Annotated in this window: 17 protein-coding genes and 1 riboswitch; of the genes, 9 read left to right on the top strand and 8 right to left on the bottom strand. The window is 41.9% G+C overall.

The window, feature by feature from the left end; genetic code table 11:
* Positions 1-93: 93 nt before the first annotated feature.
* The 3 genes from hxpB to pruA all read right to left on the bottom strand — a co-directional run bounded on the left by hxpB (position 94) and on the right by pruA (position 3,498).
* On the bottom strand, positions 94-741 hold the full coding sequence (hxpB, locus tag DBR32_RS03200; protein ID WP_124634826.1) for a hexitol phosphatase HxpB: 648 nt from the start codon (positions 739-741) through the stop codon (positions 94-96).
* A gap of 15 nt (positions 742-756) precedes the next feature.
* Positions 757-1,593, bottom strand: a complete 837-nt coding sequence (thiD, locus tag DBR32_RS03195) for a bifunctional hydroxymethylpyrimidine kinase/phosphomethylpyrimidine kinase (RefSeq protein ID WP_124634825.1) — start codon at positions 1,591-1,593, stop codon at positions 757-759.
* An 83-nt stretch (positions 1,594-1,676) separates the two neighbouring features.
* A riboswitch (TPP riboswitch) is annotated at positions 1,677-1,769 on the bottom strand.
* A 97-nt stretch (positions 1,770-1,866) separates the two neighbouring features.
* On the bottom strand, positions 1,867-3,498 hold the full coding sequence (gene pruA / locus DBR32_RS03190) for an L-glutamate gamma-semialdehyde dehydrogenase (protein WP_124634824.1): 1,632 nt from the start codon (positions 3,496-3,498) through the stop codon (positions 1,867-1,869).
* A gap of 255 nt (positions 3,499-3,753) precedes the next feature.
* On the opposite strand from pruA, the gene DBR32_RS03185 reads away from it, so the two are divergent.
* Positions 3,754-5,382 (top strand): acyl-CoA carboxylase subunit beta, encoded by a 1,629-nt coding sequence (locus DBR32_RS03185; RefSeq protein WP_124634823.1) that lies wholly within the window; start codon positions 3,754-3,756, stop codon positions 5,380-5,382.
* Positions 5,383-5,469: 87 nt separating this feature from the next.
* On the opposite strand, the gene DBR32_RS03180 is transcribed toward DBR32_RS03185, so the two are convergent.
* The 4 genes from DBR32_RS03180 to DBR32_RS03165 all read right to left on the bottom strand — a co-directional run bounded on the left by DBR32_RS03180 (position 5,470) and on the right by DBR32_RS03165 (position 7,780).
* A complete protein-coding gene (locus DBR32_RS03180; RefSeq protein WP_233559648.1) occupies positions 5,470-6,546 on the bottom strand; it encodes an acyl-CoA desaturase in 1,077 nt (358 codons plus the stop codon).
* 101 nt (positions 6,547-6,647) lie between these two features.
* Positions 6,648-7,139: a hypothetical protein gene (locus DBR32_RS03175; RefSeq protein WP_124634822.1), complete on the bottom strand. Its 492-nt coding sequence runs from the start codon at positions 7,137-7,139 to the stop codon at positions 6,648-6,650.
* An 18-nt stretch (positions 7,140-7,157) separates the two neighbouring features.
* Positions 7,158-7,523, bottom strand: a complete 366-nt coding sequence (locus DBR32_RS03170) for a hypothetical protein (protein ID WP_124634821.1) — start codon at positions 7,521-7,523, stop codon at positions 7,158-7,160.
* Positions 7,524-7,582: 59 nt separating this feature from the next.
* Entirely contained in the window at positions 7,583-7,780 is a 198-nt protein-coding gene (locus tag DBR32_RS03165; protein ID WP_124634820.1) for a YtxH domain-containing protein, read from the bottom strand.
* 158 nt (positions 7,781-7,938) lie between these two features.
* On the opposite strand from DBR32_RS03165, the gene DBR32_RS03160 reads away from it, so the two are divergent.
* The 7 genes from DBR32_RS03160 (at position 7,939) to DBR32_RS03130 (ending at position 15,223) form a co-directional block, all read left to right on the top strand.
* Positions 7,939-8,982 (top strand): AI-2E family transporter, encoded by a 1,044-nt coding sequence (locus DBR32_RS03160; protein ID WP_124634819.1) that lies wholly within the window; start codon positions 7,939-7,941, stop codon positions 8,980-8,982.
* Positions 8,969-9,958, top strand: coding sequence for a YCF48-related protein (locus DBR32_RS03155; RefSeq protein ID WP_158605889.1), 990 nt, complete (start codon positions 8,969-8,971; stop codon positions 9,956-9,958). Before DBR32_RS03160 ends, DBR32_RS03155 begins: the two co-directional genes overlap by 14 nt.
* 107 nt (positions 9,959-10,065) lie before the next feature.
* Positions 10,066-11,898, top strand: a complete 1,833-nt coding sequence (gene mutL, locus DBR32_RS03150; protein ID WP_124634817.1) for a DNA mismatch repair endonuclease MutL — start codon at positions 10,066-10,068, stop codon at positions 11,896-11,898.
* A 246-nt stretch (positions 11,899-12,144) separates the two neighbouring features.
* Entirely contained in the window at positions 12,145-12,978 is an 834-nt protein-coding gene (locus DBR32_RS03145; RefSeq protein WP_124634816.1) for a MotA/TolQ/ExbB proton channel family protein, read from the top strand.
* A 73-nt stretch (positions 12,979-13,051) separates the two neighbouring features.
* Positions 13,052-13,708 (top strand): biopolymer transporter ExbD, encoded by a 657-nt coding sequence (locus DBR32_RS03140; RefSeq protein WP_124634815.1) that lies wholly within the window; start codon positions 13,052-13,054, stop codon positions 13,706-13,708.
* An 86-nt stretch (positions 13,709-13,794) separates the two neighbouring features.
* Complete coding sequence (locus DBR32_RS03135; RefSeq protein WP_124634814.1) at positions 13,795-14,349, top strand: biopolymer transporter ExbD; 555 nt, start codon at positions 13,795-13,797, stop codon at positions 14,347-14,349.
* Positions 14,350-14,374: 25 nt separating this feature from the next.
* Complete coding sequence (locus tag DBR32_RS03130; protein ID WP_124634813.1) at positions 14,375-15,223, top strand: energy transducer TonB; 849 nt, start codon at positions 14,375-14,377, stop codon at positions 15,221-15,223.
* 89 nt (positions 15,224-15,312) lie between these two features.
* On the opposite strand, the gene glmM is transcribed toward DBR32_RS03130, so the two are convergent.
* Positions 15,313-16,695 (bottom strand): phosphoglucosamine mutase, encoded by a 1,383-nt coding sequence (glmM, locus tag DBR32_RS03125; protein ID WP_124634812.1) that lies wholly within the window; start codon positions 16,693-16,695, stop codon positions 15,313-15,315.
* A gap of 131 nt (positions 16,696-16,826) precedes the next feature.
* On the opposite strand from glmM, the gene DBR32_RS03120 reads away from it, so the two are divergent.
* Positions 16,827-17,567 carry a bifunctional 2-polyprenyl-6-hydroxyphenol methylase/3-demethylubiquinol 3-O-methyltransferase UbiG gene (locus tag DBR32_RS03120; RefSeq protein WP_124634811.1) on the top strand — a complete coding sequence of 247 codons (741 nt, stop codon included), beginning with the start codon at positions 16,827-16,829 and terminating at the stop codon, positions 17,565-17,567.
* Positions 17,568-17,612 lie beyond the last annotated feature (45 nt).

Here is a 17,612-nt window from a genome sequence, read left to right as displayed (position 1 = left end):
CGATTCGACAAAGATCAAACTAAAGATAGAAATTGTTTATCAATTTATTGTATTTCTCTTTTGCGCATATTTGGGAGCTACCCTGTGCCGTATTTAAAAACTAAAAGATTCAAAGCCATGAATAACCTTGTCTGCCAAGGCAAGCACCTTGTGGTCGGCTGCAGTCTCCGGAACCAAAGCCACTACTTTCATGCCCGCATTTTTGGCGGCCAGTGTGCCGTAATAAGAATCTTCAAATACCAGGCAATTGGCAGGTGCAACATGCAACATTTTGGCCGCATTCAGATAGATAGCAGGATCAGGTTTGCCTTTTACTTCCTGTTCGGCAGAGGAAACCATATCGAAGTAAGCGCTGATGTTGAGTTTATTTAGGACGATGGGGATCAAGCGGTAAGGGGCATTGGTTGCCAAACCGATTTTGTAGCCGCGCTGTTTTACCTGCGCCAGTAAATGGTGTATGCCTTTGATTTCTTGCGCTTCTGTCTGGATCAGATGGCCTACATAATCGATCACTTCATTTTCTACCACCTCCAGAGACTTTCCGGTCCAGGGAAAACGTGCATGCCAGAAACGGGTTACTTCATCGGTGGTCATTGCAGATGTCTGTGCACAGCCCTCTTCGCTAAGTTGCACGCCCAGCGCAGAAAAGATCTCGGCTTCTGCTTTTTGCCATAAATCGACAGAGTCGATAAGGACTCCGTCCATATCAAAAATAACGGCTTCTATATGGTCTGTAATCATTTGTCTAAGTGTGCTTTAAGGTAAATTATATTTGATTAATGGCTCAGGCTGAAAGAAATGGTTCAAAGGGCCATGCCCTTTGCCTGTGCGGACGTCGCTTCCGGCTGCGATTGCCTGCTGTACATAGTTTTGGCCGAGGTTGATAGCTTCTGCCAGGTTTTTGCCTCGCGCACGATATGCGGCAATAGCAGCAGACAGCGTACAACCAGTGCCATGTGTATTTTGGGTATTGTATTTTTCAAAGCGAAAGGCATGCACCTGTCCGGTGGTATCGAAATACAGTGAAGTGATTTCGGGTAAATCGAGATGGCCGCCTTTTAGTAAAACAGCGCGGCAGCCGAGCTGCTGTATCTTGGTTCCGGCAAGGAACATATCATCCAGTGTTTTAATCTCCATTTCGGCCAATACAGCGGCCTCGTCCATATTGGGTGTGATCAGCTCGGCTATCGGAAATAGTTGGTCGATCAATGCCGCAATAGTGCGGTCTTCAATAAGCCGGTGTCCGCTGCTGGATACCATTACGGGATCAAGGATCAGAGGTGTTTGCGGGTATTGTGTTAAACCGGCCGCAATCGTTTGGACCAATGCTGCAGTGTGTACCATGCCAATCTTAATGGCATCCGGAAAAATATCATCAAGTATCGTTCCTATTTGCGCTTCTACTGCAGCGCAAGGAATCGGATAGATATTTTTTACCCCCTGGGTATTCTGTACCGGCAAGGCCGTAAGTATGGACGTCGCATAACAACCCAAGGCAGAAAAAGTCTTGCAATCGGCCTGAATGCCGGCGCCTCCGCTGCCGTCAAATCCGGCGATGGTCAATGCTATAGGGTATCTGTACTTTGGATTCATGGACTGCTTCGTTAGGGTTTAGGCTGGCTAAAACGGGATAAGAAGCATGGAAAAGGAAAGAAAACACAGAAAGAGCAGACATCCTGTTTTTAATCGCTTTTCCCTACGCCGGTATCAACCGAATCAGGTTCGAAGGGACTGTCTCAATTCTGTTCAGAATACCCCTAAAGCCAATACGAAGGTAAGGCGTTTTTTGGGAATATGGAGCGTATATACACATAAAAAGCGGCTGCAAATTTGCAACCGCTTTTGTATAAAATATCAATTGTTTGTTTATCCTTCCTGGTGGAACGCGTAACGGTAATTGGTAACCGGTACAAAGGTTTCTTTAATGGTACGGGCACTTAACCAACGATACAAGTTTAAAGCAGAACCTGCTTTGTCATTTGTGCCGGAAGCGCGGGCACCACCAAAAGGTTGCTGACCCACGACTGCACCCGTTGGTTTATCGTTGATATAGAAATTACCCGCTGCATTGACCAGGCGTTTGGCCAGGTACTCAATAATGTTACGGTCCTGGGCAAAGATGGAACCGGTTAAGGCATAACCAGAGGTGCTGTCTACCGTGTCGATGATTTTATCCCAATCTTTTTTGTCATAAACGTAAATGGTCAATACCGGCCCGAACAATTCTTCACACATGGTTACGTAATCGGGTTTGCTGGCTTCGATAACCGTAGGCTCGATAAAGTATCCGTTTGTTTTATCATAAGTACCACCGGCAAGGATCTTAGCCGATTTGCTCTTTTTTGCGCTATCAATATAACTGGCTAATTTATCAAATGATTTCTCATCGATCACCGCGTTAATGAAATTACTGAAATCATCTACCACACCCATTTTAAGGGTTTTCATCTCGGCCAGTAATTTTGTTTTAATCTTCTCTGCAAGGTTAGAAGGCAGGTATGCCCTTGAAGCGGCAGAGCATTTCTGTCCCTGATATTCAAAGGCACCACGTAATAAGTTGGCAGCAACGGCATCAGGGTCTGCAGTAGGGTGTACGTAGACAAAGTCTTTACCACCGGTTTCTCCAACGATTCTCGGATAAGATTTATAGTTGGTGGCATTTTCTCCGATCGTTTTCCACATGGTATTGAATACGCCTGTAGAACCCGTAAAGTGTACGCCGGCAAAATCTCTGTGTTTGAAACAGATATCACCTATGCTCGGACCGCTGGCATATACCAGGTTGATAACACCATCCGGTAAACCGGCTTCTTTCAGAATCTCCATAAAGATACTGGCAGAATATACCTGTGTATTGGCGGGTTTCCATACCACTACATTACCACACATGGCGGGCGCAGTAGGAAGATTTCCTCCGATTGCTGTAAAGTTGAATGGTGTAATAGCCAGTACAAACCCTTCTAAAGGACGGTATTCTGTACGGTTATTGATACCGGGTGCAGATATAGGTTGTTGTGCATAGATCTGGCTTAAGAAATGCACATTGAAACGCAAGAAGTCGATCAATTCACAAGCACTGTCGATCTCTGCCTGGTAGGCATTTTTACTTTGCCCCAACATCGTGGCCGCATTCATTTTGAAACGGTATTTATGGGCCAGAAGATCTGCGGCTTTTAAGAAAATTGCGGCGCGGTGTTCCCAGCTGGTAGCAGCCCATTGTTCGCGTGCTTTTAAAGCAGACTCAATGGCTTTATTAATATGGCTTTCATCACCCATACTAAACTGGCCCAATAGATGCGCCGTTTCGTGTGGGGGGAAGATATCTACTTTCTTATCTGTGCGAATCTCTTTACCACCAATATACATCGGGATATCACGCTTTTTACCTTTAAGCTCCTTAATCGCTGCCTGAAGGTTTAGTGCATCGGCACTATTAGGCGCATAATCGCGTACCGGCTCGTTTTGAGGCATCGGAAAAGAAAAATATGCATTATTCATATATCGAATTTTTTATCAATTTGTAGCAAAGGTAGGAAAATTGTACCAACCTTAATGATTATGCGCGCGTACCATCTATAGGTATATTCTATGGCTTGTTTTGTTTTGGAAAATGCCTTTTTGAGGTATTTTATGCGGCATATTGCGGGTTTGCTTATCTGAACCTAAACTGCTGTAGGTGTCCCGGCATTTAAATAAATAAAAAAACACTTATCTTACAGCCCGAAACATTTTATGCGTATTTAGTAGTATCATATGAATTTAGAATTCAACAAAAACGAAGATGGCATGCGTTTAATTACCAGCCAGATGAAACAGCGCAAAGCTGTAATAGAAGAGGGTGGTGGCAAAAAGGCCCTTGAAAAAGGAAGGGCAAAAGGTAAGATGTCTCCCCGGGAGCGCATTGAATACCTGACGGATGACGGAAGTGATTTTTTAGAATTAGGCGCCTTTGCCGGGTATGAAATGTATCCTGAACATGGCGGTTGCCCTGCAGGCGGTACCGTAGCCGGTATCGGATATGTGAGTGGCCGTCAGTGTATGATCATTGCTAATGACTATACCGTAAAAGCCGGAGCATGGTTCCCGATTACAGGTAAGAAAAATCTGCGCCTGCAAGAAATTGCGATGGAAAACAGGTTGCCGGTAATTTATATTGTAGATAGCGCGGGCGTTTACCTGCCGATGCAGGACGAGATCTTCCCCGATAAGGAGCATTTCGGCCGTATCTTCCGCAATAATGCACAGATGAGTGCGATGGGCATTACACAGATTGCTGCCGTTACCGGTAGTTGTGTAGCCGGTGGCGCTTATTTGCCGATTATGAGCGATGAGACGCTTATGGTATCGGGTAACGCTTCTATTTTCCTCGCAGGACCTTATTTGGTGAAAGCGGCTATCGGAGAAGATGCAGACCAGGAAACCTTGGGTGGCGCTGCGACGCATACAGAGATCAGCGGTATTGCCGATTATAAATTTGATACAGAACAGGAGTGCCTGGATCAGGTAAAACGCATCATGGATAAGCTGGGTAAACCGGAAGATGCGGGTTATGACCGGGTTAAACCGGCATTACCAACCAAAGACCCTAAAGAGATTTGTGGCTTTGTCAGTGCTGAAAATAATAAGCCTTATAATGTTGTAGAGATTATCGAACGCATTGTAGATAACTCTCAATTTGATCAGTTTAAAGAAGATTATGGTAAGACGATTGTTTGTGGTTATGGCCGTGTAGATGGTTGGGCAGTAGGGATTGTGGCCAATCAGCGTACGATTGTAAAGAGTGGAAAGAAAGAAATGCAATTGGGTGGGGTGATCTACGGTGATAGTGCCGACAAGGCAGCCCGTTTTATCCAAAATTGTAATCAAAAGAAAATACCCCTGGTGTTTTTACAGGATGTAACCGGCTTTATGGTGGGTACCCGTAGTGAGCATTCCGGAATTACGAAAGATGGGGCTAAAATGGTGAATGCCGTAGCCAATTCGGTAGTGCCTAAGATTACGATTATCATCGGAAACTCTTTTGGTGCAGGTAATTATGCCATGTGTGGCAAAGCATACGATCCAAGGTTTATTTATGCCTGGCCTAATGCTAAGGTTGCGGTAATGGGCGGAGAACAAGCTGCGAAAACCTTATTGCAAATACAGGTGGCTTCTTTAAAAGACAAAGGAGAAGAGATCGACCCGGAGAAAGAAAAAGAATTGCTGAAAACGATTACCGATCGTTATCTGAGCCAAACCACACCGTATTATGCGGCGGCAAGGCTTTGGGTAGATGATATTATCGATCCTTTAGACACCCGTAAGGTAATTGCCGAAGGGATCAAAGCAGCGAACAATGCACCGATCCTTAAAGAATGGAAAGCCGGTGTATTCCAGGTTTAAATAAAAGAATCCGTTGCATATAAATAGAAAGGCGCTTGTTACAACAAGCGCCTTTCTATTTATAGGTAATTATAAGGGGAATCAATCTTATGCCGACTGTCCCACTACTTTTAGGTAGTGTAAATGCGATCCAAAGGCTTTTCCTAAAGTACGGTGCTCATTGTACGGTACATTGTATTTGGCACATACCTGCTGGACAATCTTATTGATGGCAGGGTAGTGTATATGGCTGATTTTCGGAAATAAGTGATGTTCTACCTGAAAATTCAAACCACCGGTCATCCAAGAAACGATTTTGCTTCTGGTAGAGAAATTTGCAGTAGTCTGTAATTGGTGTATAAACCAGTTTTGCTCTACTTTGTGGGTATCTTCATTAGGTACCGGAAAGTCAACACCTTCTACAAGGTGTGCCAGCTGAAATACAATACTGATAATAACGCCAGTTACACCAGCTACAATCAGGAAGCCAATCAAGGCGTGTTGCCAGCCTACGACCATAATCGGAATAACAATAAAAAAAGTAGCGTAAAATACTTTAGTCAACCAGAAACCCAAATGGTTCCTGAATTTCATATTAGGAATTTTTTTGTCTAGGATATTGCCTGCGAAATATTTTTTGAAATCATTATATCCAACCCAAAAGATATAGGTCAGGGAGTATAAGAAGATAGAATAGATATGCTGGAAGCGGTGCATATAATATAATTTTTGCTCCCGTGTAGTGCGAATAAAAGGTTTGATATCAATATCCTCATCATGCCCTTCGATATTGGTATAGGTATGGTGCATGATATTATGCTTGAATTTCCATAAGAACGTACTGGCACCCATAATGTTCAGCGAATGGCCCATAACATTATTCAGCCATTTCTTTTCAGAATAGCTGCCGTGACCACCATCATGCATCACATTAAATCCGATCAGGGAGAAGGTCAGTCCTAACAAGGCACACATAATAATGTTGACCCAAACAGGCAAGCTGCCAAATACCAGCAAGGCGTACAAGACAATCAAAGAGAGTACCAACACCAGCGTCTTATGATAGATACGCCAGTCTCCTGTCTGCTTCTTATTGTTGTCTTTGAAGTAGGCATCTACTTTGCCCTTTAACTCCTTTGTGAAGTCAGGGTTGATGCTGTTTATGAATGAGATGTTTTTCGCCACAAATACCAGATTGAATAATTATCTAGCAAAAATACTATTTAATTGTGGTATAAATAATGATTAATGTCATTTATCTATCCTAAAATAAAGATAAGAACCACTTAATCCAATTCTTTTAACAGTTTGGTGGCGGTTTTATTCAGGGCTTTGAGGGCTTTTTCTTTTTTTCGCTTTTCAGTATAGGCATCATAGGCTTTATGAATGCCCCAACAGGCAAGATTAAATAACTGCCATTTGACAAAAGAAACAGCCACTTTTTTAGCGAAGGATTTTTTCGGCTTTTTGGTGCTGCTGATTTCTTTGGTATCCGTAAGTGCTTTTGCCGCCAATACCTCAGCGGGCTTCGCAGGCTTGCTTTTTTTTCGGAATAAGGAGGTGATTGAGTTCAGGCTTAAGAGGCCGCCCTCATTAGGATTAATGATTTTGGAAACCAGACCCATACCCAGCGTTTGTGGATCGAAAATGCTGGAAAACATATTATCTTCCAAATATTCATATTCCTTCTTGACCTTAAGTTGCGCTTCCTGTAAAGATTTCATCGAGCTAAAGGAGGTCTTGTTTTTTTGCTTGGGAGCTGCTGGTTGGTTTGGCATAAGTCGTAGTTTCTGGTGTTAAGTACTTTTAATCTCGTCTTCGTCTTCGTCTCTGGATTTAGTGAGCAACCAGATAAACTTTCCGGTAAGGAAACGCATGATATTCTTTTTGAAAAGAAACAACACAAATAAGAACAAGAGCATTAGTCCTGCAATGGATAGATAGCCCATGGTTTTACTTTCGAATACCGCACTCAGGAATTCGGCAAGGCCCAAAGCGCCAAAGCAAAACATAGCAAATACAAAAAGAAAGGCTACGGAGGCGTAAATTAAATAACCCATTACATTCACCACACGTTCAAGTGCTTCTAAACGAACTTCTTGAACACGAAGGCTGATATAACGGGTTATGTATGCTTTTAAAGCTGTTATAGGATTTTCCAAGAGAATGTTTTGATTTTGAAACAAAAATAACTTTTTGACCCCAATAAATCAAAGCGATCTTAAGATTCAAAGATCTCTTGTTCTAAATCTTTTGTTTTTTTAGAAACCCTGTCCTTCAATTTAGAAACAGAATCTTTCAATTTTTCGATTTGTTCATCACGCTTGTCTTTGTCTGTGCCTAAGATATAGCCTACTGCTGCGCCTACTGCGGTTCCGATCAAAAGGGTTGCTAGTGTTTTTCCTGTACTGTTTGCCATAGTGTTTAAATTTAATGATTTATGTTTGGTATACTTTTGTAACACAAATCTATATTACTTTTGTTTGCTATAAAAATATGATTAAAAAATTATAGATTCATTAATATTTAAGGGTATCTTTTCTTAAATATTTTGTAAATTAACTAAAACACAGCTATATGGACGCCATTAAAAACAATGTGATCAGACAGATCGTGATACTCTTGCTTATTGCTTTTTTAGGAATTGTGATTGTATGGAAACTGTCCTATTTTATTCCCGGGTTCCTGGGTTCCGCCGCTTTATATATCATGTTTCGCTCCTGGTATTTTAAACTCACGGAAAAACGGAAATGGAAAAAATGGCTGGCGGCGACCACACTGATTTTGGGTTTGCTGGTTGCAATGGTGGGGCCGGTTTATCTTATGGTGGAAGTATTGACCCCCAAAATTAATACCGTACTAAGCAATACCGATAACATTAAAAATAATGTACTTAAGGTATATGCCTATGTACAGGAAAAGGTACCTCAGGTAAGTATTTCTCAGCAACAGGTGCTTGGATTTGTGCAGAAAGGAGTTGGGATATTGCCCTTAATCCTGAATGCTACCGCCAATCTGTTTGCCAATATCTTTACTGCGCTATTCATTTTCTACTTTTTACTGATGGGCGGAAGGGCTATGGAGGCTGCATTCCGTTCTTATATTCCTTTAGCCAGAAGAAGCCGCCAGGAAGTATGGAAAGAAACCCAAAACCTGGTTATATCTAATGCCATCGGTATTCCTTTCTTGGCTTTGTGTCAAGGATTGGTCGCGATATTGGCGTATTGGTTTTGCGGCATTGAGGGAGCCGTTTTATGGGGAGCCCTTACGGGTTTTGCCACGATTATTCCGGTCATCGGTACGATGGTTGTTTGGGTACCCGTTTGTATTTATTTATTGGCAAAAGGAGAAACAAACTATGCTATCGGGCTGGCCTTATACTGTTTTATCATTGTCGGGTCGACCGATAATGTGATCCGCTTTTTATTCCTGAAAAAATTTGGAGATGTACATCCGCTGATTACCGTATTTGGGGTGATCCTGGGTTTAAATCTTTTCGGAATTGTAGGCTTGATCTTCGGACCTTTGGTCCTGTCTTATTTTTTAATGTTAATCAGAATTTACAGAGCCGAATATGGGGAACACGAGGAAGCGCTGCCGGAGCGTGGTGGCGATAGTTAAAAATACAAGCCTGATTCTGGGCTTGCTGCTGTGCTTTTATGCCTGCAAAAAGAAATCCTGGGACACGGCGGTGACACAATTAACCTTGCCTTATGTCGGGGAAGGGATGTACAATACCGTGCTCGTTGATTCTTTTGACCGGGTATTTATTTTGGGTGGAGACCGGTTTGAGCGAAATGATTTCTTACAAAGCAACGATAACGGGGCTACCTGGCAGGTATTTCATTATAATGCAGAGTTATATTCCAATAAGGTACTTTATGCCGGTACGATTCGGCATAATATGGTTTATGCAGTAGGCTACGATGGTAAAATATTTCGTAATCCCGACTTTCGGTATGATCAATGGTTGTTGCGCCAGGGCGATTATTTTTGGTATTCCTATACCGGAATCGCCTTCGGTTCTGATCAAAACGGATGTGCCGTAGGCCATGCGGGCTATGATCGAGGGGTTATTCAACGTATTGATGCTGAGGCGCATAGTCTTCAGGTCGATTCTTTTCCTTTTGCGATTAACGACATTTGCTTTGTCGATGCGGCAACAGCCTATGCTGCAGGCTATGGGGCTTTAGTGAAAACCGTAGACAGTGGCAAAACCTGGCAGCAATTGTCCCTGACCAACGATAACTATAGAGCGATATACGGTATTGATAAAGATAATATCTGGACGGTTGGCTATAATGGCACGATCGCACACATTACGCAGAACGGTACCCATTTTAATAAAGTGAAAAACGGGCAAAACCCTTTGGGTAATACCGATCGTTACCGCGATATAGCATTTAAAGGAGCTGATGGATATATTGTAGGCGAGAAAGGAGTGGTTATGTACACCAGTAATGCCGGCAAGTCCTGGTCTAAAATGAAGAAATTTACCTCCGAAGATTTACACGGGGTTGCCTTTCATCCCACCAGGAATACCGTCTATTTTGTCGGAAATCATCATGTGGCCTTCAAGACAACCGTTGGTAATTAATACGGGATCAGCTACGATTGACCTTCTTTATTTTTTATTTTTTTGCGTTTTGCGCGGGCTATTTTTTATTTTTGTAGCCTGATAGTCTTTCCCCCTCAGATACTTTTATGCCCGATATTATTCAATTATTACCCGATCATTTAGCCAATCAGATTGCTGCAGGAGAAGTCATCCAACGACCCGCCTCTGCAGTAAAGGAGTTGCTTGAAAATGCGATTGATGCGGGCGCAAGTAGCATTCACCTGGTACTGAAAGATGCCGGGAAAGAATTGATACAGGTAGTGGATAATGGCAAAGGAATGAGTGCGATTGATGCCCGTATGAGTTTTGAACGCCATGCGACCTCCAAGATTAAAAAAATAGAGGACCTTTTTGAGATCCGTACCAAAGGCTTTCGTGGCGAGGCCCTGGCTTCTATTGCTGCGGTAGCGCAGGTGGTACTGAAGACCAAACAAACAGGCGATGCATTGGGAACGCTTATCGAAATAGAAGCCTCCTCGGTGACCAAACAGGAACCCGTTGCCTGTGCCGAAGGCACTAGTTTTTCGATCAAGAATCTTTTTTATAATGTACCGGCCAGAAGGCATTTTCTAAAGTCAAACACGACAGAGCTCAAACACGTGCTGGATGAGTTTATTCGCATTGCCATGGCGCATCCGGATATTGCTTTTAAGTTTACCCATAATAATGTAGAGCAGTTTAACCTGCCCGTCGGTAACCTCAAACAAAGGGTGCTGGCGCTGATCGGAAACAATATCGATCGTCATTTAGTGCCGGTCGAGGAGCAAACTGACCTGCTGAATATTACCGGCTTTATCGGTAAACCCGAAGCGGCTAATCGCACGCGGGGCAACCAGTATTTTTTTATCAATAACCGGTTTATTAAGAACGCTTACCTCAATCATGCCGTCAATAGTGCCTTTGAAGGGCTGATTGCCAAAGATGCCTTTCCCCTGTATGTGCTGTTTCTGGAGATTGATCCGCGAAAAGTAGATGTCAATGTGCATCCTACTAAGCAGGAGGTGAAATTTGATGATGATAAAATGATGTATGCCTATTTGCAGGCAGCCATAAAATATGCGTTAAATAAATTCAATGTAGCGCCTTCTATTGACTTTACTTTAGATCCCGAAATACAGCATTTATCGGCCCTGCAAATGCCGCAAACGCAGGCAAGGCAAGCCGCCACTTCGGGTTATTTATTCGATAAATTCTCGAAAGGGGGGCAGGCTCATTTTATTGACAAGCAGGAGGACCGGGCGGCCTGGAAGCAGCAACAAAAAACATTTTTCCCGGATATGCCTTCTTTAGGTATTCCCGAAAGTATAATACCGGATGAGCGACCGGTTCAGGCAGCGCTGATGAGTACAGAAGTGTTGGATGACGTGGGGTATAAAGCCATTATCCAATGGAATGATTACCTGATTACGACAATGAAATCGGGTGTGGTGATCCTACACCAGAAGCGTGCTTTGGAGCGCATTATTTATGAAAAACTCGCCTCAAGTCTGGAAAACAAACGGCATGTATCCCAACAGCTTTTGTTTCCGATCACGGTCAATTTTGCACCGGCAGATGCTCTTATCCTTGAAGAGATTCTAAGCGACTTATTCTTATTAGGTTATGATATAAAACCGGATACGGCGCATTCCTTTTTGATTCAGGGAACGCCAACAGATATTCCTTTAGGTTATGAAACAGAAGTCCTGGAAGCGATCATCGAACAATTGAAACATGAATCTGATATGGTACAAAATACCAAGCAGTTAGCAATCATTAAAACGATGTCGAAACGGATGGCGATACCGAGAACCATGCAAAAAGAACAGGCTCAGGCTTTGATCGATGAGCTTTTTGCCTGCGATCAACCCCAGTATGCTCCAGATGGATCGTTGATTTTCAGGATATTACATAAAGAAAGTATCGAATCGCTGTTATGAAATTGTGATTTTTTGGACGAAAAATAATAAATTAAATATAATTTCCGTTGATAATTAGCTGATAAACATATTGTAAACATATTATTGTACCCTATATTGGAAGTAACCGTACTTTGCTGCCTGATGCTTGCAGTAATTTTTTTTTCTAGGTATTGTTTATTTCAACTGAACCAATATCTTTGCTAGTACATTTTATAGACAGAACAATTAAAAAACACAAAATCGTAAACAACAAAAAATTGAATTATGGCAGAAGTTAGAAATGCTCCGAAAGCAGCAGCACCTACTAAATCTAAAAACTCAAATGGCTTTTGGGTGAATCTCCTTATTGTAGCATTGTGTATTATTGTAGGACAGGTTATATATCATCTTGTATTGGGCGATCCTTCTCACTTCTTAGATGCAGAGAAGCACAAACCAAAACCAGGTGACTTTATGGGTAATATGTACTTGGGTGGATTTATCGTACCCTTGTTGATGGCTACTTTCTTAGTAATGTTAGCATTCGTTATTGAGCGTGCGATCACAATCATGAAAGCAAAAGGTAAAACAAACGGTGGTGAGTTTGTACGTAAAGTACAATATCACCTGGCAAACAAAAACATTGACGCAGCGATCGCAGAATGTGATAAACAAAGCGGTTCTGTAGGTAATGTAATGCGTGCCGGTTTATTGAAATATAAAGAAATGACGACTAACAGTGAATTGACTGTAGACGAAAAAGTATTATCTATCCAAAAAGAAGTAGAAGAAGCAACTGCTTTGGAAGTTCCGATGTTAGAGAAAAACTTGGTATTCTTATCTACGATTGCTTCCGCAGCAACCTTATTAGGTCTGATCGGTACGGTAATCGGGATGATCAAATCCTTCTCTGCAATGGCGAATGCAGGTGCTCCTGATGCAACAGCTTTGGCTGCGGGTATCTCTGAGGCCTTGTATAACACTGCATTAGGTATCTCTACCTCTTTCTTTGCAATCATTTTCTACAACTTCTATACAACAATCATAGATGGTGTAAACTATAATATTGATGAGAGTGGTTTCACTTTGACACAAAGCTTTGCAGTTAACCACAAATAATATTTGTAGCTTTTCTGAAAAATTTTTGTGGAAAGTTTTTCCATTTACGTCTAATATTTAAAATACAAAGAAAATGCCAAAAGTAAAATTGCCCCGTAAAGGGAGCCATGTGGACATGACGGCGATGTGTGACGTAGCGTTTCTACTATTGACGTTCTTCATGTTGGCAACAAAGTTTAAGCCACAAGAGCCTGTAGTGATTCGTACACCGGCATCTACTTCAACGATGCCTATCCCGAATGACTATATCTTATTGTCTCTTTCTAAAGACGGTAAAGTATTTTTCTCTATCGATAACTTAAACGTAAGAGAAGAGTTAATCACGGAGATCAGCACGGCTAAAGGCTTAAATTTGAATGCACAGCAGATTAAAGCATTTAAAGAAGGTGGATCTATCGGTGTTCCTTTTAATAAATTGCCTTCTTATTTGTCTTTAACACCGGCTCAGAGAAATGAGTATGATAAAACGGCACCGGGTATCCCAACCGATACTACAGACTCTTATGATACAAATGAGCTTGCCTATTGGATTAAAACAGCGCGTTATGCCAATGCCAAATTGCGTATTGCCATAAAAGCGGACGGGGATGCGAAGTATCCTGAAATCCAAAAAGTAATTGCGACTTTAGGCCATCAGAAAGTATTCCGCTTTAACTTCATTACCGACGGTAAAGGGGTTCCTCCGGGATCGGCATTAGCGCAAGAGCTGGCCACACCAAAAGCTAAATAATAAGAGCGTTATATCTTATTCAAAATACTATTAACTAATAGCAAAAGAAATGCAACCCATTTCTTTTGCTATCAAAAAACTGAGTTATGGCTGATATGGAAGTCAAAGGTGGGAAAGGTTCCCCCCGAGTAGATCTAACACCGATGGTGGACTTAGGATTCTTGTTGATTACCTTCTTTATGTTTACCACTACCATGTCTAAACCTAAGACAATGGAGATTCAGATGCCTTTTAAGGATGATTTGATGAAGGATACGGATAAAAGCAAGGTTAAAGAGAGTACCGCAATGACCATCCTTTTAAGTAAAGATCATCGTATCTATTATTATTATGGTATCGGCTCTGATCCTACAAAGCCACCGGAATTAAAAGTGACTGGGTTTAAAGACCTGGATGGTATCAGAGACGCGATTATTGCAAAGAAAAAAGAAGTACAGGGATTGATCTCCGGCGGACAATTAGAGGCAGATGATAAATTGACCATTATGGTGAAGCCTGCTGAAAATTCAACCACAGATGATCTGATCAATGTATTGGACGAAATGACCATCAATGCAGTACCGATCTATGCAGTAGTAGACATTACCCCGGTAGATTTGGAATTTATCGCGGCAACAGAAAAAGCAAATGGGATTCAATAATTCAAAGCCCAACAAATATTAAATTATGGATGCTAAAAAAATATTAGACTCAAGTTATCTTGACATACTTTTTGAAGGTAAAAACAAAAAGTATGGTGGATATGAGTTGCGTAAAAAATATCCTCGTCGTGCATTGGTAGCAGGTTTGATCAGTGTTTTGGTGGTAGGAGGCGTTTTTGGGGCTACCTTGATTAAGCGTAAACCTAAAGATGAAGGCCTTACAGCTAATGTTCCTACGGTAACAGAAATGAAAAATCTGGAACCACCACCGCCATTGAAAGAAAATGAACCGCCACCACCGCCGCCGCCCGTGGCACCGCCACCGGTAAAACCTTCTGTGAAGTTTACCGTGCCGGAGATTAAAAAAGATGCGGAAGTACCTAAAGAGGAAAAGCTGGTTGAAAAACCTAAAGATGATAAAGTTGTAGTGGGTAAAAGCACACAAGATGGTTCGGATAACCCGGATGCCTTAGATCCTTCTTTAAGTAACCTGCCAAGCGGTAATGGTAAACCAGAGCCGGTAAAAACAGGTGGAGACGGAGACGGTGGTCCTTCTAAGACGGAAATCTTCCGTTCGGTAGAGAATCCTCCGAAAGCACCTTATGATTGGAACAAATATCTTTCTAACAACGTGAAATATCCTAATGCTGCTCGTGAAGATGGTATCCAGGGTAAAGTATATGTGTCATTTGTTGTAGAAAGAGATGGTTCTATCTCTAATGTGGCTGTAGCGAAAGGAAAAGAATTGGGTAACGGATTACCGGAAGAAGCAATACGCGTAGTGAAATCTATGCCGAAGTGGGAGCCAGGTAAACAAAACGGACAAGCAGTACGTTGTTACTTTACCGTTCCGGTGAACTACAGATTACAATAATGCTTTAATAATACAAACATAAAAAAGGACCGATGCTGATCAGCATCGGTCCTTTTTTTATGTTCCTTATATCTTTTTCGGTATGCTTCTTATATCAACTCACTGATATCCGCCATAATACGCTTGGCAATATTTTCTGCAGTCGTTTCACTATTACTTTCACTGTAAATACGGATGATCGGTTCCGTGTTGGAAGTTCTTAAGTGTACCCAATCCATATCAAATTCTATTTTCAAACCATCTTCGGTGTTGATCGGTTGTTTCTTGTATTTGTCTTGGATATTGGCAAACAGCGTCGTTACATTGATCTCCGGGCTTAATTCGATCTTATTTTTAGAGATAAAATAGTTTGGATAAGTATTCCGTAAGGCTTTAACGCCTTTGCCTGTTTTAGCCAGGTGTGTTAAGAATAATGCGATACCGATCAGGGCATCACGACCATAGTGGGATTGCGGATCAATAATACCGCCATTACCTTCGCCGCCGATAACCGCATCTACGGCTTTCATTTTAGCCACTACATTAACCTCACCCACGGCACTTGGGTAATAAATACCCCCATGTTTTTCCGTGATATCCCTTAAGGCACGGGTTGAAGACATATTAGAAACCGTATTTCCTTTTTTGTGTTGCAAAATATAATCTGCGACGGCAACTAAAGTATATTCTTCGCCAAATAAGCTACCATCTTCACAAACAAAACAAAGGCGATCTACATCCGGATCTACGGCAATACCCATGTCCGCATTGTTTTTGGCGACATAACTACACAGTTCCCTGAGGTTTTCGGCCAAAGGTTCCGGGTTATGGGCAAAATTTCCCGTTACTTCTTCATTCAGCACTTTTATTTTGGTAACACCTAAAGCCTCCAGCAATGCCGGAACAAATGTAGCACCGGTGGAGTTGATAGCATCTACCACGATATTAAAATCGGCGGCAGCGATGGCTTCTTTGTCCACCAGAGGGTGTGCTAATATATAATCAATGTGTTTTTGCAAATAGCTGTCATCCTGAGTGATAGAACCCAATTGATTGATTTCGGCAAAAGAGTATTCATCATTTTGCGCGATGGCTAACAGTTCTGCACCCTCAGCAGCGCTAATGAATTCTCCTTTCTCGTTCAATAATTTTAAGGCATTCCATTCTTTTGGGTTATGACTTGCCGTAAGGATAATGCCTCCGGCTGCGGCTGCCATCGTTACGGCCACTTCTACCGTAGGGGTAGTGCTCAATCCAAGATCAATTACCTCAAAGCCCATGGCCTGTAAGGTAGCTGCGACCAGGTTTTTGACCATCTCTCCGGAGATACGGCCATCTCTGCCAATAATAATTTTTTTATTTTCTAAAGACTTTTTTTGTACCAACACGCCAAATGCAGCGGTGTATTTCACAATATCAATCGGGGTTAGGCCCTGATTCGGAGCGCCCCCAATGGTCCCTCTGATGCCTGATATAGATTTAATTAAAGCCATTTTTCATTTTTTTAACAACGAGCAAAAGTAGTTTAATTTCGGTCGCAAACCTGCAGGAATCTTTATCTTAACATAAAATATACCATTATCTGAACATTAGCTTTTACTTTTGCAATCCAATAATAAAGATAATGCAAGAGGAACAAAAAGAGTGGTTTGAGAGTTGGTTTGACTCCCCATACCACAAAATATTATATAAGAATAGAGATACGAAAGAAGCTAAGGGATTGGTAGACAATCTATTCCGATTTTTGGAGATCAAGCCGGGTTGTAAAATACTGGATATTGCCTGTGGTGATGGCCGGCATGCACAATACATGCAGGCGCAGGGCCATGAGGTGATTGGTATTGATTTGTCAGAGGAGCGGATCAACCGCGCCAAGGAACTCAGTAATGAGCAACTTTCTTTCTACCGACATGATATGCGCCATATATTCCGGCTCAATTATTTTGACTATGCCTTTAACTTTTTTACCAGTTTCGGCTATTTTCAGCAATACAGAGACAATATCATAGCTGCAGAAGCCTTTGCAAAATCATTGAAACCCGGTGGTAAGCTGGTGATTGATTATATGAATATATCGGTCGTAAAAGAAAAGTTAGTGTCTACAGAGATACTCCACACCGAAGGGGTAACCTTTGACCTCAAAAGAAGCTTCGAAGATGGGAAAGTGGTGAAAGAAATCCGCTTTACAGATGATCAGGGTAAAGCGCGGAAGTACGAGGAACGTGTATCTGGTTTTGAACTCGAAGATTTTAAAGAAATTTTTAAAACATCAGGATTGACCATGACGCAAGTATTTGGCGATTACAATCTAGGCGCCTTTGATCAGGCCGTATCGCCCAGACTGATTATGGTTTTTGAAAAATAATATTAAATGGATATAATGAGATATGCTCCCAATCGGGAGCATATC

Origin of the sequence: Taibaiella sp. KBW10 (assembly GCF_003852495.1) — a bacterium.
Taxonomy (GTDB): domain Bacteria; phylum Bacteroidota; class Bacteroidia; order Chitinophagales; family Chitinophagaceae; genus Edaphocola.
This window is presented reverse-complemented; position numbering and strand designations above follow the sequence as displayed.